General features: G+C 70.2%; 20 protein-coding genes. 17 read left to right on the top strand and 3 right to left on the bottom strand.

Going from position 1 to position 21077, the window contains the following annotated elements:
• Nucleotides 1-128: 128 nt before the first annotated feature.
• Both L0H79_RS06460 and L0H79_RS06465 read right to left on the bottom strand, forming a co-directional pair.
• On the bottom strand, nucleotides 129-509 hold the full coding sequence (locus tag L0H79_RS06460; protein ID WP_367652440.1) for an ISAs1 family transposase: 381 nt from the start codon (nucleotides 507-509) through the stop codon (nucleotides 129-131).
• Nucleotides 421-1188 carry an ISAs1 family transposase gene (locus L0H79_RS06465; protein WP_301483757.1) on the bottom strand — a complete coding sequence of 256 codons (768 nt, stop codon included), beginning with the start codon at nucleotides 1186-1188 and terminating at the stop codon, nucleotides 421-423. Before L0H79_RS06465 ends, L0H79_RS06460 begins: the two co-directional genes overlap by 89 nt.
• Nucleotides 1189-2120: 932 nt before the next feature.
• Here L0H79_RS06465 and L0H79_RS06470 point away from each other — a divergent pair.
• Complete coding sequence (locus L0H79_RS06470; RefSeq protein WP_301483758.1) at nucleotides 2121-4001, top strand: DUF4157 domain-containing protein; 1881 nt, start codon at nucleotides 2121-2123, stop codon at nucleotides 3999-4001.
• 92 nt (nucleotides 4002-4093) lie between these two features.
• The gene (locus L0H79_RS06475; protein WP_301483759.1) at nucleotides 4094-4567 is read left to right on the top strand and encodes a hypothetical protein; all 474 of its coding nucleotides are present in this window, start codon (nucleotides 4094-4096) and stop codon (nucleotides 4565-4567) included.
• Nucleotides 4568-4608: 41 nt separating this feature from the next.
• Here L0H79_RS06475 and L0H79_RS06480 read toward each other — a convergent pair whose 3' ends face one another.
• Nucleotides 4609-5052, bottom strand: a complete 444-nt coding sequence (locus tag L0H79_RS06480) for an ATP-binding protein (RefSeq protein ID WP_367652441.1) — start codon at nucleotides 5050-5052, stop codon at nucleotides 4609-4611.
• Nucleotides 5053-5247: 195 nt separating this feature from the next.
• On the opposite strand from L0H79_RS06480, the gene L0H79_RS06485 reads away from it, so the two are divergent.
• From L0H79_RS06485 to L0H79_RS06555, 15 genes are all read left to right on the top strand, one after another.
• Nucleotides 5248-7482 (top strand): ATP-binding protein, encoded by a 2235-nt coding sequence (locus L0H79_RS06485; RefSeq protein WP_301483760.1) that lies wholly within the window; start codon nucleotides 5248-5250, stop codon nucleotides 7480-7482.
• Between the two features lie 46 nt (nucleotides 7483-7528).
• Nucleotides 7529-8359 (top strand): Pvc16 family protein, encoded by an 831-nt coding sequence (locus L0H79_RS06490; RefSeq protein ID WP_301483761.1) that lies wholly within the window; start codon nucleotides 7529-7531, stop codon nucleotides 8357-8359.
• Between the two features lie 23 nt (nucleotides 8360-8382).
• Nucleotides 8383-9531 carry a phage tail sheath subtilisin-like domain-containing protein gene (locus L0H79_RS06495; RefSeq protein ID WP_301483762.1) on the top strand — a complete coding sequence of 383 codons (1149 nt, stop codon included), beginning with the start codon at nucleotides 8383-8385 and terminating at the stop codon, nucleotides 9529-9531.
• A gap of 9 nt (nucleotides 9532-9540) precedes the next feature.
• Nucleotides 9541-9981, top strand: a complete 441-nt coding sequence (locus L0H79_RS06500; RefSeq protein ID WP_301483763.1) for a phage tail protein — start codon at nucleotides 9541-9543, stop codon at nucleotides 9979-9981.
• The gene (locus tag L0H79_RS06505) at nucleotides 9978-10346 is read left to right on the top strand and encodes a hypothetical protein (protein ID WP_301483764.1); all 369 of its coding nucleotides are present in this window, start codon (nucleotides 9978-9980) and stop codon (nucleotides 10344-10346) included. Before L0H79_RS06500 ends, L0H79_RS06505 begins: the two co-directional genes overlap by 4 nt.
• Before the next feature lie 11 nt (nucleotides 10347-10357).
• Nucleotides 10358-10492, top strand: coding sequence for a DUF6760 family protein (locus L0H79_RS06510; RefSeq protein ID WP_301483765.1), 135 nt, complete (start codon nucleotides 10358-10360; stop codon nucleotides 10490-10492).
• Nucleotides 10493-10557: 65 nt separating this feature from the next.
• Nucleotides 10558-11577, top strand: coding sequence for a DUF4157 domain-containing protein (locus L0H79_RS06515; RefSeq protein WP_301483766.1), 1020 nt, complete (start codon nucleotides 10558-10560; stop codon nucleotides 11575-11577).
• A 1-nt stretch (nucleotide 11578) separates the two neighbouring features.
• A complete protein-coding gene (locus L0H79_RS06520) occupies nucleotides 11579-12328 on the top strand; it encodes a hypothetical protein (RefSeq protein ID WP_301483767.1) in 750 nt (249 codons plus the stop codon).
• The gene (locus L0H79_RS06525; protein ID WP_301483768.1) at nucleotides 12325-13995 is read left to right on the top strand and encodes a phage baseplate assembly protein V; all 1671 of its coding nucleotides are present in this window, start codon (nucleotides 12325-12327) and stop codon (nucleotides 13993-13995) included. Before L0H79_RS06520 ends, L0H79_RS06525 begins: the two co-directional genes overlap by 4 nt.
• 10 nt (nucleotides 13996-14005) lie before the next feature.
• On the top strand, nucleotides 14006-14395 hold the full coding sequence (locus L0H79_RS06530; protein ID WP_301483769.1) for a GPW/gp25 family protein: 390 nt from the start codon (nucleotides 14006-14008) through the stop codon (nucleotides 14393-14395).
• Nucleotides 14392-16539, top strand: a complete 2148-nt coding sequence (locus L0H79_RS06535; RefSeq protein ID WP_301483770.1) for a putative baseplate assembly protein — start codon at nucleotides 14392-14394, stop codon at nucleotides 16537-16539. The genes L0H79_RS06530 and L0H79_RS06535 overlap by 4 nt, the downstream gene beginning before the upstream one ends.
• A gap of 11 nt (nucleotides 16540-16550) precedes the next feature.
• The gene (locus L0H79_RS06540; RefSeq protein ID WP_301483771.1) at nucleotides 16551-18218 is read left to right on the top strand and encodes a phage tail protein; all 1668 of its coding nucleotides are present in this window, start codon (nucleotides 16551-16553) and stop codon (nucleotides 18216-18218) included.
• Between the two features lie 29 nt (nucleotides 18219-18247).
• Nucleotides 18248-20404, top strand: coding sequence for a hypothetical protein (locus tag L0H79_RS06545; protein ID WP_301483772.1), 2157 nt, complete (start codon nucleotides 18248-18250; stop codon nucleotides 20402-20404).
• On the top strand, nucleotides 20404-20715 hold the full coding sequence (locus L0H79_RS06550) for a hypothetical protein (RefSeq protein WP_301483773.1): 312 nt from the start codon (nucleotides 20404-20406) through the stop codon (nucleotides 20713-20715). Before L0H79_RS06545 ends, L0H79_RS06550 begins: the two co-directional genes overlap by 1 nt.
• Nucleotides 20715-21074, top strand: coding sequence for a hypothetical protein (locus L0H79_RS06555; RefSeq protein WP_301483774.1), 360 nt, complete (start codon nucleotides 20715-20717; stop codon nucleotides 21072-21074). Before L0H79_RS06550 ends, L0H79_RS06555 begins: the two co-directional genes overlap by 1 nt.
• The last annotated feature ends 3 nt before the right edge of the window (nucleotides 21075-21077 follow it).

Here is a 21077-nt window from a genome sequence, read left to right on the forward strand (position 1 = left end):
ACCGATGAGTCAACGAAGGCGACCACGCGCGCATCTTGACATGAGTCAACAGGGCAAAGAGTCGGGTCTCTGACTTGGGATTCGGGGCCTGTATGACTTGGGGCCCCCCCAGGGGGTCGGCAAAGTCGTCAGTTGAGGGTGAGTAGCTCGATTGGGCGGCGACTGTCGCGGCTGTGATGTCGTAGAGATGCGGCGATGCTGTTGTGGCCGGCCAGACGGATCAGGCTGATCGCCGTGTTTCTGAGGGTGGCCATGACTTGAGGGCCATGGCCGGTCCGGAGTTGGTGTCGGTCCTCGTCGAAGACGACATCGCGGACCCAGTGCAGCTTGTTCTCGATGCACCAGTGGCCTTGGATCCAAGCCGCGATCGTGGCCGGTGGCGCCTGGGTCATCGGCAGGGAGCAGATGACGTAGACGACCTCAATGTGTTTGCGGCCCTTGATGGTTCGGGTCCGTCGGACTTGGAGGACCTGAGCCGTGCCGGGGAAGCCGACCCAGGCGGGTGCGATGGGCCTTGATCGTGCGCCGAACTCGACGGCCGTGGCTGGTGCTCACGCTTGAGGTGGCCGGCACGTGCGTCCACGGCAGCGCCTTGAGCTGGTCACGCAGGAGTCGCTGGTTGGCCTTGACGGTTAGCACGTAGTGCCCGCCGTCGCGGGTGATGTGCCGGGCGGTCTCGCGTTGGCAGTGCATCGCGTCCGCGGTGATCACCGCGCCGGTGATGTCCATCGTGTCGAGCAGGTCGCGCAGCGCGGGGATCTCGTTGCTCTCGGCGGAGACCGCGAGCTGGCCCAGCACTGCGCCGGTGCCGTGGTCGAGGGCGGCGACCAGTTGTGGGGCGCCGCCGTCCCGGCGGGCCCCGCGCATCGTCTTGCCGTCGATCTCGATGACCCGCCGGCCGCCCAGATCACCGACCTTGATCGCCATCCAGGCGGCGACGGCCCGGTCGAACGCGGCGGCGTCCACCAACGTCAGGGTGCGCCGGATCGTCGTCTCGGACGGCAACACTGCCTGAGGGTGTATCCCGTGCTGGGACAAAGCGCCTCGGTCAGCTTCGGCCGCCCACTTATGGACCGCGAGTAGGGTCTTGGCGCCGGTCAGGACGGCGCACTGCGCGATGGTCAGCACGGTCGCCAACCCGTGACGCACCCCGCGTGGCTTGCGCGGGTCGGCGATGGTGGCGAACACCTCGGTCAACGGACGGCGCGAGAGGCCAGCAGAGGTGGCTGTGATGGGGGAAGATGACATGGCGGCGTAGGGCTCCCGAGGTGGCTGTGTGTGAGAACCTCCATCCTCTGGGCCAGCCCCACGCCGCCCCAGGAGCGACACACGCCACTTCAGTCACACACGTTTCAGCAGGTCAGCACCCCTACAACCCGACTTCGCCGACCCCCTGGTCTCTCGGGAGGCCTTCACGCGCACGATCCTGAACGTGATGGCCAAGCACTCTCTCGGCGCACTCACGTTCCCAGCCACCCGTGTCCCCGCACCCTCCAGCGCGTTCCGTCTCGCCGCCGGCTTCGAGAAGCAAAGCCGCCAGCGCCGCGCGCCAGAGTTCGCCTGACTCGTGTCCCGTGAGAGCTGGTTGCTGGTTCGACGAGGCCGAATTACGCCATGCCGGAAATTCCACCGATCGTGATCCAGCTCGCCTGCTCATCTCCGGGTCCTTCGTACGCCCTGCTCCACTGCGGCGGCCCCGTTCTTGACGGTGCAGGTTCTAAGGTAGGGCTGGGCACGGACATCTCTGCGGTTGCGCGCATTGCTGCGGTGCTGCCGCAACAGCGAAAACGCTTGGGCCAGCACGGTCTCCAACCGGTAGTAGGGCTTCACAATCCAGGGTTTAGACGCCGCCCGGTACCGGATCGCCATCAGCTTCGTCTCCGCCTTTGCGCTGGCTCATCGTAAGTCCCTGGCTGTTTCGACCACCGCCGCACTTGCCGCCACGCCGCTACGCGGGCACTTCTTCGTGAGGCACCGAAGACGCTTCGAGGGTGGCTTTGATTGAGTCAACGCGATTCCCCTGGTGATGCGCCGGCCCGGGGTGGGAGAATCGGCGTGCGGGTCCCGCCGACTCGCTGTTCCGCCGATCTTCACGGCAGTCGGAGGTGCGCATGAGCCCCGTGAGCGTTGAGCGTTCGCACCGGCATGTCGCGCAGTCCGCGCCGGTGCGCCAGCCCGTTCCGCATCCGTCCCCGCGCTCGGATACGACCGGTGTGTCGTCGGTGCTGTGGCTGCAGCGCACGGTCGGTAACCAGGCGGTCGTCCAGCTCCTGGGCGGATCGCTGGACCCGTCGGTCCGGACGTCGGTGGTCGACTCGCTGGCAGAACGCGACGCGGCCCACTTCGCGGAGAGTCGTCAGCGACCCTCGTCGACCGGACGCGCGGCCGAGGAACCTGGGTCGGCGGTGGACGGCAGCTCGGGCGTGCCCCTGGACCCGTCGCTCAGGTTCTGCTTCGAACGACAGCTGGGGGCCGACCTGTCGCGGGTGCGGATCCACGACGATCGGGCGGCACACCGGTTCACGGCGGGCGCCGGTGCCCGGGCAGGGACCCTGGGGTCGCGCATCTACTTCAGCGAGGGCCGCTGGGCTCCCGGGAGCGAGGTCGGCCAACGGCTGCTCGCGCACGAGCTGGTCCACACGCTGCAGGACGACCACGGAACGCTGCACCGCACCCCGGAGTCGGAGGTGCGACTGCGGGTGATCGAGCAGCATCTGCAGAGCATCGTCATCACCGACGAGTACCGGGCCGCGCTCGAACGCGAGCGCGCCGAGCTGTTGCGTCGGGGCAACCAGACGGGTGCCGCCACGCCGTTCGCCGCGACGGCGGGGTCGGTCCGCTCGTCGGCGTCCGCGCTGCCGCAACCCCTCGACGCTGTCTTGGTGGGTGCGGCCGAGTTTGAGGCCCTCACCGGCATGTCGGCTGCCTCGCTGCCGGAGGCCCCGGCGCACCTGGTCGGCACGGAGGACGGTCTCCCTCCGGCCTGGCCGGGTGGCGCGGCCGCCAGCGTCGGAGGGTCGGCGCTCTTCATGCCGCAGCCCAACTGGTACTACCGGGTGCTGCAGCCGCAGGACCCGGCGGCCGCCCAGATCCTGCGGGGCGCCTCACTGCTGCCGCGGGCGCCCGACCCCGGGTTCACCTTCCAGCCGGAGCTGAATCCGGCGGAAATGACGTTCCGGCACATGCGGCCGGGCGGTAACGTTCCGCGGCTCGGGACCGACCGGATCTCCACGGCGGCGGACCTGGAGGCGTTCCGCACCATCCTGCGCGAGCGGGGCACCGGTGAGCTGGTGCGGGTCGATGTGGAGGCCGCCCGTCGGCTGGGGGCACAGTTCCTGGAGTCTGGCGACATCGTGGTGCACCTCGACGAGATCGGTGCCCAGATCACGCGGGAGCTCGAGGCCGCCCGGCTCGCGAACCGCGGCGTCAACGCCATCCGTCGTCTCGAGGGCCGGATGAGGGCGCTGGAAGCGGCGCGCTCGTATGCCCGGACGTTCGCTGAGGGTCAGGGCGTGGGCTCGATCCCGGGCCGGGCGGTGACGCGGGTCCCGGGCAGGGCCCTCAGCGGCGCCGTCGCCGGCGAGGCGGCGCTGACCACCGGGATGCGCGCGTTCCGCTTCGGAGGTAGCGTGCTCATCGCCGTGGGGGTGGGCGTGTCCGTCCAGCGGGTCCGCTCGGCACCACCCGGACAAGGGCTGCGGGTCGCGACCCAGGAGGCCGGCGGCTGGGCCTTCTCCATTCCCGCGGCCGCGTTCGGCGCTAAGGCCGGGGCCGCGGCGGGAGCCGCGTTAGGGATCGAGAGTGGGCCGGGAGCGGTCGTCACCGCAGTGCTCGGCGCGATGATCGGCGGGGCGATCGGTTTCTTCGGCGGGCAGGAGGCGGCCGACGCGATCTACGACGCGGCGGAGACGACGTCGAGACCCGTCATCGAGAAGGCGAACGAGCTGGGGCGGTACATGGAGCGCAACATTTACCAGCTCTACGGCGTTCCCTGGCTGTGACGGGACCGAGCCGGTCGTTGGAGTCCGTGTGGAGGCAGGCTGCCCTGGCCCCTCTGCAGGGCGCTCGCCGCGTCGATCCGCCGACGGAGACGTTGCGACGACTGACCGAGCCCGACGCGGCGTGGGTCGGTATCATTGGCTGGCCGCTGAGCGCGCTCGACGACCGCATCGGCCGGCTATTCGACTGCCACCACCTAGCCGTCGCGCTCGCCGACGTCACGTGGCTCCGCCGCCTGCACGAGGCCTGGTCCGTCGCACCGCGCGACGTCGACGAGCTGCGAGTGCTGCGGGCGACCGGCGAGATCGGGCTCGGCCTCGGCGCGGACGGTGATCGGCCCCACGGCTGGAGCGCGGAGGAGATCCACGACCTGGTGGCTGAGGGCTTCCTGCTGCCGCACGCGCCGTCCGAGCGCGCCTGGCTGGCGCTCGCGCGTGGTGACCTCGTCGAGGCGCGGACGGCAGTCGAGGACGCCGCCCGCGCCCGACCCGCCGCCGGCGTCCCCGGCACGGTGCTGGACGTGGAGCTGCGCGCGCTCGGGTCCCTGTCGCGGCAGCCGTCGGGATGAGGACGGTCACGGTCCGTGGGTCCCGCGGGGGCGTCGCCGCCTCATGGCTCGCGCCCGGGCCCGATGTCATCGACGACCACGAGACCGGCTCGCAGGACCCGGGTGATCGCCTTGCTGACGCTGTCGTCGGCCTTGAGCCTGTCACGACCACGCAGCAGGACGCCGAGGTCCTCGAGAGTGAACCAGGCCACCTTCAGGCCTTGCTGCATGGCGTGCTGACCGAGTGCCTCGAGCAGGAACGTCTTGCCGGTCCCGGACGGCCCGCACACCACGAGGTTCTCTCGGCGACCGACCCATTTCAGGGTCCGCAGGGCTTGTTGGGTGGGGGCCGGGATCGGGGTCGCCTCGGGTCGCCACGCCTCGAACGTCTTGCCGCTCGGGAAGCCGACGGCGGCCCGCCGGTTCGCCGGGTCGCTAGGGCGGAGCGTTCCCGCCCGGCGGCCTCCTCGGCGAGCAGGCCCCCCAGGACCTCGACCGGTTCCCAGCGTTGGTCACCAGACGGCGGAGGGGCCTGCTTGCCCGCCCGAGACTCTCCCCGGCAGGCGGTGACTCGTACCTGGTGACTCATGTCAAGATGCACGGTTAGCCGGCTTCGATTCCTTGACGGCATTTCGTCCTCGCTTATACAGTTGGATGCCGGTTCGTATGGAAAAAATGGGTGAGCGCTGAAGGGTCAGCTCATGCTCGAGACGGATCATCTTGCTGCCGAACATGTCGGCGACTATGCTCCGCGCGTCGAGCCGGGGGAAATCGCAGGGACCGACGACGGCCTTGAAGGGCTCCTCGCGTTCCGCCGTCTCGACCAGCTCCTGGCCTCCGGGGTCGAAGAGGCTCGACTCCGCTACGGGCCGGAGGCGGCGAGTGACAGCTACCGCGGGCTCTACCTGACCGAGGAGCAGGTGCAGCGCAGCTTGTTACGGCGCGTGGCCGCGCCGCTTGTGGCCGGCCGCCGGGTGCTGCCGCTGCTGCCCGCGTGGGACCGGATCGCTGCCGACAACCGCAGATGGGCGTGGATCCGGGACCGCTATGAACTGAGTGAGCTCGAACTCGACGTCGTCCTCATCGCCCTGGGCCCGGACGTGGACCGGCGGTACGAGCAGCTCTACGGCTACCTGCAGGACGACCTGGCCGCCCGCCGCCCGACGGTCAACCTGGCCCTCGACCTGCTCACCACCACGCCGTCCGAGCGGCTCGCCGCCATGCGGATCTTCGCTGCGGACGGTCCGCTGGTCGGTCACAGGATCGTGAACCTGCGGGCGGAGCGTCGAGACGAACCGCCGCTGATCGCGAGACTGCTCGCCGTCGAGGAGCAGGTGACGGCCATCCTGCTGGGCCACCGTGGCCTGGATCACCGGCTGGGTAATGCGTGCCGGCTCGTCGTCCCCGGCTCGAGGACCGGGCGGCGGGGCAAGGCAGAGCCGGACGGCCGCCTGGACGGACTGGCGTCCCTCCTCATCTCCGCGGGGGGGCGGACACCAGTGCGCCTGTGTTTCCATGGCCCGCCAGGGACGGGGCGACGCCGGACGGCGCTCGCGCTGGGCGAACGGCTCGCCCGCCCGGTCCTGCACGTCGCCGGGCACGCACTGGCACCTGAGCCCGCAGCTATCCCCGACCTCCTGCGGCTGGCCCTGCGGCAGGCGGAGTTCGACGACGCCGTGGTGTACCTCGCGGACGTCGACGCCCTCCTCCAGACGTCGGGGCAGTTCGGTCCCGACGTCTTGGTGACCGCGCTGGCGGCTCACCCCGGGGTGGTCGTGCTCGGAACAACGCAGCCATGGTCGCCCTCGCCGCGTGAGCCGCTCGGGGTCATCAATGTCCGCTTCAGCGCGCCCAATGCGAGCCACCGGCGCGGAGTCTGGCGGCGCGAGGTCCGCGCGGCAGGGGCCACGGCTGCCGCGGCGGACCTGGCGGCCGTCGCTGACCGGTTCCGGCTCTCCTCACGACAGATCAGGGACGCCGCCCTCATCGCTGCCGGTGAGGCCGGCCTCCGGTGGACGCCTCGCGGCTCGTCCGCCCCCCGCCTCAGCAGGCGCGACCTCTTCTCCTCCGCTCGCGGCCAGACCGGCCACCAGCTGACCACGTTCGCACGCCGGATCCACCCGGTCCATGGGTGGGCGGATCTCGTCGTCCCCGTGGACGCTCACGGTCAGCTGCGTGAGCTCGCCGCCAGGGTCGAGCACCGGACGCTCGTGATGGACGAGTGGGGGTTCCAGGCACGATTGCCCGGCGGGAGGGGCGTGACAGCGCTCTTCGCCGGTCCACCTGGCACGGGTAAGACGATGGCCGCGTCGGTGATCGCCGCCGAGCTGGGTCTGGACCTGTTCGCCATCGACTTGTCGAGGGTGGTGAGCAAGTACATTGGGGAGACCGAGAAGAACCTGTCCCAGGTGTTCGGCGCCGCCACGGACTCCGACGCGATCCTGCTCTTCGACGAGGCCGACGCGTTGTTCGGGAAGCGGTCCGAGGTGCGTGACGCCCACGACCGGTACGCCAATGTGGAGATCGCCTATCTGCTTCAGCGGATGGAGGAGTATGACGGGCTCGCGATCCTCACCACCAACGTGCGTCACCACATCGACGAGGCATTCATCCGCCGGCTCGACCTCATCGTCGACTTCCCGTTCCCCGACGCCGGGGAACGGCTTCGGATCTGGCAGTCTTGCCTTCCTCCCGGACTTCCGCTCAGCGACGGTGTCGACTTCGCAGCCCTGGCCGATCACCGCCTAGCTGGCGGCAACATCCGCAACGCGGTGCTCGGGGCGGCGTACCTCGCCGCTCAGGCAGGCGGCCCGATCGGGCGGGCCGAATTCGTCGCGGCGACACGGCGTGAGCTGGCGAAGATGGGCAAGATCCTCACCGACAACGAAACCGGCCCCGGCCCCGACACCGGCCCCGACCCTCCGGCAGACGGGTGAACCAGTACGGCAGCAGCGCATCCGCGGAGCGACCCGAGGGAGGGGCATGGTGTTCGATGATCTGGACGCGAGCCTGTCGGCCCTCCTCGCGGACGGCGCCGCGCCGCAGGAGGTGCTCACCGCAGACGTCAGCTTCACGGTGCCGGACCGAGACTTCGGGCCGGCGCTGCCCACCCTGGACCTGTTCTTGCACGAGGTGCAGGAGAACCGCAAGATGCGGGACGTCGCACCGATCGTGCAGCCACTGTCGACGGGCGGCTGGGAGAGTGAGCGGCCCCCGTTGCGCGTCGACTGCACCTATCTCGTCACCGCATGGTCGCCCAAGACCGGCGCCCTGCGTGCGGCGGAGGAGCACCGCCTGCTGGGGCGTGCGCTGTTATGGCTCGGCCGGTTCCCCGTCATCCCTGATGAGTACGCGCGGGGGGCGCTCAGGACACCGCCCCAGCCCTTTCCGCTGGCCACGACCGTGGCGCAGACCCGGGAAGGGCAGTCGATGGGCGAGTTCTGGACCGCGCTCGGTATCGCGCCGCGACCCGCGTTCTCGCTCACCGTGACCATCGCGCTACAGCCGTACACCGAGACCGAGACCCTCCCCGCCATGACCGCGATCCAGCTTCGCAGCGGTCTGCTTGACAAGCCGGAGCTGTACGGACGCATCATGGACAGTCAGCTGACCGGCATCCCGGGTGCGGCCGTGACGCTGGTCGAGGCATCGCGCACGGTAACCGCCGACGCCCTCGGCGAGTTCCGTTTCACCGCCGTCCCGTTCGGCTCCTACACGCTCGCGGTGACGAGTGCCGGACATCCCGACAGCAGCAGACAGATCGAATACGAGAACGCCATGCAAGCGCATGACGTCGTCCTGACCGGGCAGTGACCCGGATCCCCGAGGGAGAAAGCATGGTCGACTACGAGACCAGGGCACCAGGCGTCTACGTCGAGGAGGTCGATGCCGCCGGGCCGATCGCCGGTGCGAGTACGAGCACGTTGGCATTGATCGGGACGCCGGTCGCCGCCATCTCGAACGGCACGGCTGGTATCCCGGTGGCCGTGACCAACTGGACGCAGTACACCGACCAGTTCGGCGGCTACAAGACGGGATCCCCGCTGCCGTACGCAATGCACGGGTTCTTCGAAAACGGTGGCTCCCTCGCTTACGTCGTGCCCGTCAAAGACGTCAACGACAGCGCGGGCATGGCCGCCGCCATGGACGGTCTCACCAGGGTGCGGGACGTGAGCCTCGTCTGCGCTCCCGGCCTTGCCGACGTTGGGGTGCAGAGCACGATCCTTACCCACTGTGAGGAGATGAGGGACCGGTTCGCCATCCTCGACGGAGCCAACGACACCGACCCGCTGAAGGCCGATGGGCCGCTGCTCACCCAACGCGGCGCGCTGCTCTCCACGGGCGGCTGGGGTGGCCTGTACTGGCCGTGGATAGTGGTGGACGATCCGGCGCCGACACCGTCCGCGACGACGACGGTCCCGCCGTCCGGGCACGTCGCCGGAATCATGGCTCGCGGAGACGCGCAGGTCGGCGTGCACAAGGCCCCGGCGAACGAGCCGGTACGCGGCGCCCGGGCCCTGCCTTACCTGCTCAACGACACCGAGCAGGGCCAGCTCAACCACGCAGGGATCAACGCGATCCGGATGTTCCCCGGATCACCGCCCCTGCTGTGGGGCGCCCGCACCGTCACGGACGGCACGGCCTGGCGCTACGTGAACGTCCGCCGCTTGGTCGCCTACATCGAGGAGTCGCTGCTGCAGGGACTGCGCTGGGCGGTGTTCGAGCCGAACGGCACGGGGCTGTGGAAGAGCCTCGACCGGACGATCACCGACTTCCTCACCCGGGTCTGGCAAGCGGGAGCACTGTTCGGCCGCACCGCCAAGGACGCCTTCTATGTGCGGATCGATGAGGAGCTCAATCCCGCCTCCGTGCGCGACCTCGGTCAGGTCGTCATCGAGATCGGGGTCGCCCCGGTCCGGCCCGCGGAGTTCGTTGTCGTCCGGATCGGTCTGTGGGACAGCGGATCCCAGACCACCGAAAGCTAGGAGAGAGCGATGCCACAACCAGGTCAGCGGGTCGACCCGTTCCGTAACTTCAACTTCCTCGTCCAGATCGACGGCATGACGCAGATCGGCTTCAGCGAGTGCAGCGGCCTGTCGTCGACGACCGAGGTGATCGAGTACCGGGAGGGCGGAAACAACACCACGGTCCTCAAGCTTCCGGGCAAGACGAGCTACGGTGACATCACCCTCAAGTGGGGGATCACCGACAGCCTCGACCTGTGGCAGTGGCGCCAGCAGGTGGTCGACGGCAACGTCCAGCGCAAGCACGGGGCGCTAATCGTTTTCTCGCTGGATGGCGGCGCCGAGGTGGCGCGCTGGAACTTCCTCAACGCCTGGCCGACCAAGTGCGAGCTGCCCTCGTTCACCGCCAAGGGAAACGACGTCGCGATCGAGACGTTGGTGCTCGCTCACGAGGGGTTGACCAAGGCGTGAGCGCCTTCGTGACGGAGGTCGAGTTCGATCTGCCAAAGGGCTACGTCGATCCGACGGGCTCGGTGCACCGGGCTGGCGTCATGCGCCTTGCCACGGCTGCGGACGAGATCTACCCGCTGAAGGACCTTCGGGTGCGCAACTGGCCGGCCTACCTCATCGTCCTGCTTCTCGAGCGGGTAGTGACCAAGCTCGGAAGCCTGCCCGAGGTGCACGCGGGCGTCATCGAAGGACTGTTCTCGGAGGACCTCGCGTTCTTGCAGGGCCTGTACAACCGGATCAACGGACTGTCACCGCCGGTGCTCGCGGTGACCCGCCCACACTGCGGATCCGAGCACCACGTGGAGGTGCCACTGGTGGGGGGATAACGGGCTACCCCGTGGACCGGGTCCACCACGAGGTGGCCTTTCTCGGAAGACACGTCCACTGGACCCTCGAGGAGCTACTGAGCCTCGACCACGCTCAGCGTCAGCGCTGGGTGGCCGAGGTCGCCGCGCAGCTGGGCGCGGACTGAGCACAGGGCAGGCAGCGACCGCAGCCGCCGGAAGGACCGCACTCAGGCGAAGGAGGCCGGACATCGTGACCGACCAGGACGAAGCGTCGGTGCCACTGGGTCGGCGGCTGGACGCGCTGGCCCGCGCCCGCGTGGCCGCGTTGGTGCCTCGACCGGCTTGGGCGGCCCCGCTGACGGTGGCACTGCGCCACATCGAGGAGGTCGCTGACGTCCTCGGCGAGCGGTTCGAGCGCGCCGAGACGCGACCGGGAAAGGAGCCAACCATCCGGGTGGACCTGCCAGCCGCGGCAGCCGCTGTTCCAGGAGCCTGGGCCGGGCACGGGCGGCCGGCCGCACGGGGCCGGCCGACGCCGAACGACCCGAGGACCGTGGCCGGAGGGGACGAGCCCTGGCGGCCGGGGGAGGAGCGGGGCGCCGAGGCCACGGACGACGACCTGCGCAAGATCCCCGCCGATGTCCGCTCCCGGCTGCGCCGCGAGGTGGGGCAGGCCGCCGACGTTATGCGGGTGCACGCCGGCCCCCACGCCGACGCGCACGCCCGCGCCGAGGACGCCGACGCGGTCACCCTGGGCAGGGACGTCTACCTGAGGCAGGGCCGGTGGGCCCCTCGCCGGGAGGAGGGCGTGGCCCTGCTGGCCCACGAAGCGACCCACGTCGCTGGGCTGGTCGACCCTGGGGGTGCCTGGCGCAGGGCAGTGGGCGGCGCGGCGGAGGAGTCCCTGGCGCGGGCCCGTGAGCGGTCCCTGCTCCCTCGGGGAGGCGCACCGGCCCCGACCGATCCCGGAGGCGGCACCGGGTGGCCGGCCACCCTCGAGGGGCCGGGAACGCGGTTCGGCAGCTCCTCCGGACACGACGGCCTAGGGTCGGCGGCGGTGGCCTCCAACAGTGACGCCGCCCGTCCGACACCCGCCGCGGCTCCTGCAGGGCCGTCGCCGCCCGCTGTCGCAGTCCGGGGCTCGGGGAGGCGGGCGAGCGTCGAGCGGGACCTGACGCCCGCTGCAGCGCCGGACCTGGACGCGTTGCGCCGAGGCGTGATCGCCGAGGTCATGCAGCGGTTGCGTTCCGAGATCGAGCGAGGAGCCTGACATGCCCGAGTCGACCGTCGTCCGCCGCGCGGCCCCCCTGGCCGCGACCAGCCAGGAGCTCGCCAAGGCGACCATCCTCAACACGTTCACCGGCGAGAGCTTCCGGGTGATGTACAACCCGGAGGAGCTGAAGCTGGAGCAGGGCAACACCTTCGCCGAGGTCGGCATCCCCGGACTGGGCACCCCGCCGGTCCAGTACGTCCGGGGCAAGGCGCGCACCCTGTCGATGGAGCTGTTCTTCGACACCTACGAGACCGGCGAGGACGTCCGCACCCGGACCGCCCCCGTGGTCCAGCTGCTCGAGAAGGACGCCCGCGAGCTGGCGCCGCCAGTGCTGCTCTTCTCCCTCGGCCGGCTGCAGTTCCAGTGCGTGCTCGTCGACGCCGGCCAGCGGTTCACGATGTTCCTCAGCGACGGCACGCCGGCGCGGTCCACGCTCTCGGCCCGCTTCCAGGAGTACGTGCGGCTGGACGTCGAGATCCGTCAAGGGATCTTCTTCGGATCGCCGACGGTGTCGGCAGCGGTGAACGCGGCCGGCGCCGTCGTCGGCATCTCCAGCACGGTGCACGTCACCAGCGCGGGCGAGACGCTCAGCGGCCTCGCGGGCGCCTACCTCGGCGATCCCGCACTGTGGCGGCTCATCGCGGTGGCCAACCGTATCGTCGACCCGTTCGACCTCGGGGTCGGCCGCTCGCTGGTCATCCCGCCCCGCGGCGCGACGAGCACGTCCAGTGGGCGGAGCGCGCCGTGACCGAGCCCTTCTACGCTCCGCGTTTCGAGATCCTGCTCTCAGGCGTGACGATGGCCGCGGACCTGACCGAGCAGGTGATGAGCTTGTCCGTGGAGACCGACCTCGACATGGCGGGCACGTTCAGCCTCGTCCTGCGCAACCCCGACAACGTGCTGCTGGACTCCGCGCTGCTGGACATCGGCAAGAACGTAGAGGTGCATCTCGGGTACGGCGCTGACCTGATTCCTGCCTTCCTCGGCGAGGTTGCCGCGGTCGAGCCGTCGTTCCCGCAGGACAGCCCGCCGACCATACAGGTGACCGGCTACGACAAGTCGTACAAGCTGCGGCGCAACCGGCCGACCCCCACGACGTACTCGTCGACGACGGACAGCCTGATCGCGGCCCGGATCGCGCTCGAGAACGGTCTCCTCCCGGTTGTCGACCCGACGCCGGAGCTGCCGGAGGACCTCACCCAGAAGGAGAGCGACTTCGCCTTTCTCAAGGCTCGCGCCCAGCGCTACCACTTTGACGTCTATGTCGAGTGGGACCGGCTCCACTTCCAGTTCCCGCGGCCGGCGTTCGCCGCACACGTCCTGGAGTGGGGCCGCAACCTGTCGAGCTTCACCGCCCGCATCTCCGGCGCGGGACTCACCGGGCTCGAGGTGATCCGCGGGTACAACCAGGAGCTGGCGCAGAGCATCTACGCGGCCGTGCTCGCGGTCGACCTCGACTCCGCGAGCCTGCTGGAGCGGCTCGGCGGCAGCATCACCGATCTGCTCACGTCGCTGGTCCACTCGGAGTTTCGCGAGCACTCCGTCAGCAACCCGCTGGACGCGCGCGAGCTGGCCACGGCGTTGCTGGCGGACCTGCTCGAAGGGCTCTACGAAGGACAAGGATCGTGCGTCGGGCTGCCGGCGCTTGCCGCCGGCCAGTACGTCGAGATCCGCGGCGTGGGCAAGCGCTTCTCGGGCACCTACCGGGTGCGCAAGGTGACGCATCGGCTCGACTCCTCCGGCATGCGCACCGACTTCGTCATCAGCCAGAGCGGGCAGTCGAGCCTCGTCGGCATACTGCGCGAGAACGTCGTGGAGACGCCCTCACCCAAGCAGGAGCAGAAGTTCTTTGGCGTCCTCGTCGGTGAGGTCGTCGACAATCATGAGCTGGCGGCGGTGCCGCCCAAAGTTCCGCTGTGCCGGGTCAAGGTCCAGTTCGCCGACCTTTCCGACAACGTCGTCACCAAGTGGGCGCCGTGCGTGCAGCCCGCAGCCGGTGCCGACAGCGGCTTCTACGCATTGCCGGACAAGGGTGACCAGGTGCTGGTCGCGTTCAAGAGCGGGAACTTTGGCGAGCCGTACGTCCTCGGCAGCCTCTGGCACGCGAAAGCGCGCCCGCCCGAACGCAACGAGGACGGCGCCAACACCCGGCGGGTGATCAAGACGAAAGGTGGTCACACCATCGCCTTCGACGACAGCACCCAGGGCAAGTCGCTGACCCTGCGGGACTCGGCGGGCAGCGAGGTCGTCATGAACTCCACGAACGGAGCCGTCTCTCTGACCGCCCACGGTGCCCTGACCATCTCGGCCAAGGACGACATCTCTATCTCGTCCACCAGCGGCACGGTGACGCTGAAGGCAGCTTCCGGGCCGACCGCGATCGCCATCTCCACATCCGGCGTGGACGTCTCATGAGGAGGCGGCGATGACGGACGAGACCTACGGGCGCGGGCTGAGCCACCCGCTGCGGCTGGACCTCACCGGCCTGAGCGTCTCGTCAGGCGCCCGCAAGGTGGAGGAGTCGATCCGGCTCATCCTCGCTACCCAGTACGGCGAGCGCCTGATGCGGCCCACGTTCGGCTCGAACCTGCGCACGCTCGCCTTCGCGCCGAACAACTCCTCGACCGCCAACCTGGCGCGCTACTACGTCGCTGAGGGCCTGGCCCGATGGGAGCCGCGCATCGAGGTGCTCGAGGTGGCCGTGGAGAACTCCGCCACGCAGCCGCTGCTGGTCATTTCGATCACCTACCGGCTTCGCGCCACGCAAGACGTGCACAACCTCGTATACCCCTTCTACCTGGAGCCAGCGTCATGACGTTCGACGCGCAACGGGGCCGGATCCTGCCGCCCGACCTCGACGACCGCACCTGGCAGGACCTCGTCGACGAGATGCGGGCCCTCATCCCGCGGTACGCGCCGGGGTGGACCGACCACAATCCGAGCGACCTCGGCATCACGCTGCTGGAGCTGTTCGCCTGGCTCGCCGAGGGCGTCGTCTACCGGCTCAACCAGGTGCCGGACAAGAACTACATCGCGTTCCTCAACCTGCTCGGGATCACCCGAGACCCCCCCACCCCCGCGCGCACCTTCCTGACGTTCGTCAGCGGCGCCGGCCCGGTGGACGTAGCGGCGGGGAGCCAAGCCTCGACGGTGGCCCGCGAGGGTCAGCCGCCGATCGTGTTCGAGACCGACGCGGACGTGCACGTGCTGCCGCAGCAGCTCGACACCGTCGTGCGGCTGGGCCCCTTCTCCGGAGCCGGCCTCGTGCCGTGCGCCGACGTGACCACCCCGCTGGTGGGGCCGCCGGCCGCCGCCGCCCTGTTCAGCCTGCCAGCCGGGCAGACGGCGCAGTTCTGCCTCGGTTTCGACACCGCGCCCACGGAGCCACTGCTGCTCCTGGTCCGCCTGGTCCGGCCGGCGCCTCCCGGGGTGACGGCGACGTGGACCTACTCGACCGGCAGCACGGAACCATTGGTGTGGCAGGTCGTCCCCACCCAGGCGACCGGTCCGGATGCCCGACCGGCGCTCGTCGACGGAACCGCCGGGTTGACCCGTAACGGTGTGGTCGTCGTCACTCCTCAACCGGACTGGGTCGCGCAGCGCGCTGTCGCCGCGCCGAACGGGCCGGCGTCGACGGCGTGGACGACCGTGACTGTCCCGGCGGCCGCGAGGGCGCCGCGTAGTGACCCGCGGTTCTGGGTCGGGGTGAAGCTCGTCAACACCGGCGCGGCCGCCGCGGACGTCGGCGTGGAGCGGTTGCTCTTCAACGCGGCCCCGGCGAGCACCGCGCTCTCGTTGCGCACGCCGGAGGTCCTCGGGACGGGTACGGGCGAGCCGTTCCAGACCCTTCAGCTGTCCCGGCGCCCGCTATATCGCCGGCCTGACCTGCGCGCGCCGTACGGCGACCTCGCCGTCGAGGTCGGCAGGGGGGCGCCTCCCACCTGGCAGGTCTGGGCGCGCGTGGACGACCTGCCTGCGGGCCCGGGCAACGTCTACCTGGTCAACCCGGTCACCGGCGAGATCACCTTCGGCGACCATGACCCGCAGAGCCGGAAGGGGTCCGGTTCGGTGCCGGCGGCGGGTAGCTCGATCCGGGCGCGGTACCGCTACGTGGCGCAGGGCGCTGCGGCGAACGTCGCCGCCGGGCAGGTGGTCGTGCTGGGCGCAGCCCCGAACGGCGGTGGGCTGCCCGGCCTGACCGGCGTCAGCAACCTGGCGGCGGCGGGGGAGGGTACGGACGAGGAACCGGTCGAGGACACCCTGCGCCGGGCCCCGGAGCAGCTGAAGATCCGCGACCGGGCGATCACCGCGGAGGACTACGAGTTCCTCGCCCGGGAGGCCAGCAACGAGGTCGTGATCACCCGGTGCCTGACTCCGAAGGTGGCCAGCGACGGGACACCATGGAGCTACGCCGCCATCATCCGCGCTCCGGGCACGGTCAACGTTGTCGTTGTCCCCGACCAGGGCCCTGGGGTGAGCCGGCCCGCGCCGACCCCGGAGCTGCTCGCCGACGTACTCGCCTACCTCGACCAGCGGCGCGACGTGGGGGCCCACGTGCAGGTGACCGGCCCCCGCTACTGCCCGATCATCGTCAGCACCGAGATCGTCGTCTGGCGGGACGAGTTCAAGGACCCCGTGCGCAGCCAGACGCTGGACCGGATCACGACGTTCCTGCATCCCATCCGTGGCGGCGCCGGCGGCGTGGGCTGGCAGGTTGGGCAGCCGGTGTTCAGCTCCGACCTGTTCCAGGCGATCATGCCTGCCGCGGACCTGGGCTACATCTCCAGCCTTCAGATCAAACCTGGTGTCCCGCCGTACGTCGGCAACGCCGACCCGACCGTGACGCGGCCGTTCTGGCAGCCCAACTTCGCGGCTTCCGTCCGGCTCACCGACTACGAGTTGGTCTGCGCGGCCGACCGGGGTGCGCACACCGTCACGGCGATCACCCAGGCCTTGTAGGGGCGCGGACGATGAGCGAGCCGAGTTCCTACCTCAGGTACCTGCCACCGGTTGTGTGGCAGGACGAGGACCCTGCCTCGGAGCTGTCCATCGGTGGCTGGCTGCGGATCGTGGAGAAGGTCCTTACCGGGATCCCCGACGATGTCGCCCTCGCTCATGGCGACCACGAGCACGCGGCCGTTGCCGACGTCATCGCTCGCGTAGATTCGTACTTCGACCCCTGGCGAACGCCCGCACCGTTCCTACCCTGGCTCGCGTCGTGGGTCGCGCTGGGCTTCCCGACCGTCGAGGGGGAGCCGATCTGGGACGAGTACCAGCAGCGCCGGGTCACTTCCCAGATCGCGCAGGCACACCGCCGCCGGGGCTTGCGCTCCGGGCTGCGGACCTATCTTGACCTCTACGCATCCGGCTTGATCCGGACGCGGGTGGCGGTAGATGACGGCAGCCGGCTCCTGTTCGCGGTCCCGCGGCCGGACCAGCTCGCCCCTATCGGCGTCCTGGTCGGGCAGGGCCCGCAGCTGCGCGGGTCCACGGTCATCGCCGAGGGCGTGGTGCGGCCGTGGTGCGTGGCCCGCGCGAGCACCGGCGATTTCTTCGTCGGCGACACCGGTGTTTCTGCTGCGATCCCGCACATCCCGGTGACGCTGCCCAACCGGGTCTGGCAGATCTCTCCTTCGGGTGACTACCGGTTCACCGGCGTCCCGCCGATACCGCGGCCCACCGCTCCCGCCAGCAGCTTCGGGCCTGTATTGGCGATCGCGGTTCTGCCGGCGACAGGCGGCGCCCCGGAGACGGTCTACTGGGTCGACTCCCGGGGTGCGTTGCTCGCCGTCCCGGCGCCGTTCGACGCCGCGAAGGCGACCGCCGTGGTGACCCTCACCGTCCGCGCCGCCGGGAACCAGCCGATCCCCGTGGCCCCGGTCGCGATGGCTGTCGACGGCAACGGCGATCTGCTCGTCCTGCACCACGGCAGCGGTCTGGGCACACCCGACCCGCCCCGGATCGTCACCGTGCAGCTGGGCGGCGCGAGTCCGACGGTGACCGATCGCGCGCTGACCACAGTCGTCGAGCCGATGGCGCTGCTGGTCCGCCCGGACGGGACCCTCGTCATCGGCGACGGCGGCCCCCAGGAGCCCACTACCGCCGATGACCTGCACGGCAACCTGGTGGCGATCGACCGGAGCACCGCGCCGGCATGGACCGAGAAGGCCCTTCTCCCGGTCGACAACCCGCTCGTCGCACCGACCGCTCTGGCAGAGACCGATGATGGCGGACTGTTCGTCCTCGACGTCGGGCTCAAGCCGTTCGCGTCCACGAGTGACCCGTTCGTCCGAGCCGTCGCCGAGCCGGCGGCCGTCCACCGCGTGGACCTCGCCGCCCCGCAGGTGACCCGCATCAGCGAGCCGGGATCAATGGTCTTCCCCACCGGGATGGTGCGCGACGGCGCCCGGCTGGTGATCTGTGACCCCGGGCTGCCGGCGCCGCCGTCGGTCAACCCGGTGTGGCCGCGGCTCGACCCGTTCCGGTTCGACGTCGTGGTCCACTTCGTCGGGGCCGACCTTCCCGACGACCCCAACGAACGGTCTCTGCCCCTGCAGCGCGTCCTGGCCACCATCGGCGATGTCGTCGAGCAGAACCGCCCCGCCCACCTTTACTGGGCGCCCATCACCGAGGCCTGAGACGGCAGAACAAGAAGGGAGAAGGCTCGATGAGACTAGTTCGAACCGAGTACTGGAATCCGAACACGGGCACGGTCCGCACGGGTAGCACGGGGCACGGCGAGAGCCTTGCCGACATGGAGACCTACCTGCTCCCGCTCAGTGCTGAGCTCGCTGCTGGCGCGCTCGGATCCGGCGTCATGCAGGGGCTCGAAGTGACCGCGACCGTCGGGACGCCGGGGCTGACCGTGGGCACCGGTCTCGCGCTGGACGGTGAGGGACGTCCGGTCCTGCTCAGCGAGGACGGTGCGGTGGTGGTCGACCCGAACGCGCCGCCCGTCGACCAGGTGCAGAACGTGCTGTTGGATCTCGTCGGCAGTGGCGGGGCGGGGCTGGCGACGTCCGGCCTGACCGGGGCACAGGTGCTCACGCTGACCGCCCGCGAGGTGCTCGACCCGACGGCAGGAGCCTCGTCGTGGGGCCTGGTGCACGCGCCCTGGCTGCGGTTGGTTGCCCAGGCCAGCTTCACCGACGACGGTTCGAGCGTGCCGCTCGCCGTGGCGACGCTCGACGCCAGCGGCGCGGTCATCGCGCTCGAGGCCGGCCCCCGACGGCATGCCTCCCCCGCGGTGGGCAGCCTCACCCTGCTGCGGACCTCCGTGGTCGGCGGGCAGACCCCGTCCGTCAGGGCCGTCACCGGACCCTCGCTGCGAACGCGCCAGGACGGGGGTCTCGACGTCGTACTGCCCGGACCGCTTGCCGGCGCCGCCCTGTCTGTCGAAGGAACCACGGGCAATCTGCTGACCGGCGGTAACGTGGGAATCGGCACCGGGACCGACCCGTTGACCAAGAGGTTGCACGTCAACGGCAGTCTGCACAGCGGGGGCGCGGACGCCGGCCTCTCCTTCATGGACCGGCACGCGGCCGGGTACGTCGACACGCCAACGACGGGCCAGCGTTGGGTCTGGTATGCAGACGGCGGCTACGCGCGCCTGTGGTCGGGCACCGACCAGCTCTGCGTGGGCGAGCCCGGGGACGGCGGCGGCCTCGACGTCCCGCGCCGGATGCGGGTCCGTCAGGGTGGCGACGCCTCCGCGGGAATCTGGTTCTTCCAGAACGCCGCTCCGGATGCCGCCTTCGTCGGCCTGTCCGACGACAGTCACGTCGGTCTGTGGGGGCGGGGCGTGGGCTGGGGCCTGACCATGAACACCAGCTCCGGCGCCGTGTCCACCCAGGCGGGGCTGAGCGTCGGCACCGGCACGCAGGCGAACCTGCTGGTCAGCGGGGACGTCACGGTCGGCCACAACCTCAACGGTGTCCTGGCCACTCGGCACGTCAACGGCAAGCTCGTCAACAACGACGGCCTGGACGACCTCTACCTCAACTGGAACACCGGGAAGGGAGTCCACGTCGGCGGGACGCCAGCGTCGACCCTGGCCGTCCACGGACCGGCCGTGGTGGACGGGAACCTGCGCGCGAGCGGGGGAGTAACGCTGCCCAGCGGGGGCACGATCCTGGGCGAGGGCCGGTTGCACATCACAGGCGGTGAGATCTTGTTTCTGCTCAACACGCAAGGGGTCATCATCGGCAAAGAGTGGGGAGGTTCCGGCAACCTCGTGGTCGAGGGCCGTCAGCTGCTCTGCGCCGGCGCGGCACCCCCACCGGCCTGGTCTGGAGGTGGGGTGTGCACGTTCGACCTGTTCGCCGGAGGCGGACTCTACGTGGGGACGGACTTCGCGAATCCCGCATGCAGGTTCTACTCCAACGGCACCAAACACTTCGTCATCGACCACCCCCTGGACCCGGAGAACCGCTCGCTCAATCACGTCTGCATAGAGGGGCCGGAGGCCGCCGTCTATTACCGGGGTTCGGGCCGGCTCGTCGACGGTCGCGCCGTGGTGGAGCTGCCGGAGTACTTCGAGGCGCTCACCCGCGTCGACGACCGTACGGTGATGCTCACGGCGGTGAGCGAGGAGGACGAGCCGGTGGCGGGTCTCGCCGCCTCGCCGATCCGCGATGGCCGGTTCGTCGTGCGCGCTGCCGACCAGAGCAACCCGAGGCAGCGCTTCCACTGGGAGGTCAAGGCGGTCCGGGCCGACGTGGACCGGGTCGTGGTGGAGTCAGTGAAGCGGGGCCGTGAGCTAGTCAGCGCCGGCGTCGGCGGCGACGGCGACGGCGACGGATCGTCCGAAGGGAAGGACTCATGATGAGCGAGACACGTATGGGCGAGACGCTGACCGAGCAGACGCTCGCCCGACTCGCGGAGCTGCAGCGGGAGTACGAGGTCGGCCAGCGCCGGCTCCAGGAGCTAATGGCCCAGGAGGTGTCGATCCGCGAGACGCTGTTGCGGATCAGCGGTGCCATCCAGGTGCTGCTCGAGTTGGTGGGCGAGTCGGACTCCGCCGCGCAGGCTGCCGCTGTGCCATCGGCCGCGGGGCCGGGTGGCGCGTCGGACGCGTCCGGCCCCGTGTCGACCACCGAGATGCCGGCGCCCGGCACCGTGCTGCGGGTCGACTGATGGCGGGCGCAGCGGTCATCGCCCGGGGCGGCTCGCTGGCGTGCAGTCATCAGGGCAACGCGAGCGTCGTCTCGGTCTCGTCGCGGCTGACCGTCGGGGGGAAGGGCGTCCTGCTAAGCGGCAAGGAGTCGGGGTTGGACTTCGCGGTGTGCACCAACCAAACGACGAGCAGCCCGAGCTCCCCGGCCCCATGCGTCAGCGACGCGGCGACCGCGGGGCTGGCCACCAAGCTAACGGTGGGTGGGACGGCGGTCCTGCTCGCGTTCGCCAACGGTTCGACCCATCCGAAGGTGACACCAGCAGCCATCGGGACGTGGAGCGTCGGTGGTGCTGGCCAGAGCAAGCTCACGGCCGTGTAGGTC

This window comes from Intrasporangium sp. (genome assembly GCF_030452765.1).
In the GTDB taxonomy this organism is placed as follows: Bacteria; Actinomycetota; Actinomycetes; order Actinomycetales; family Dermatophilaceae; genus Intrasporangium_A.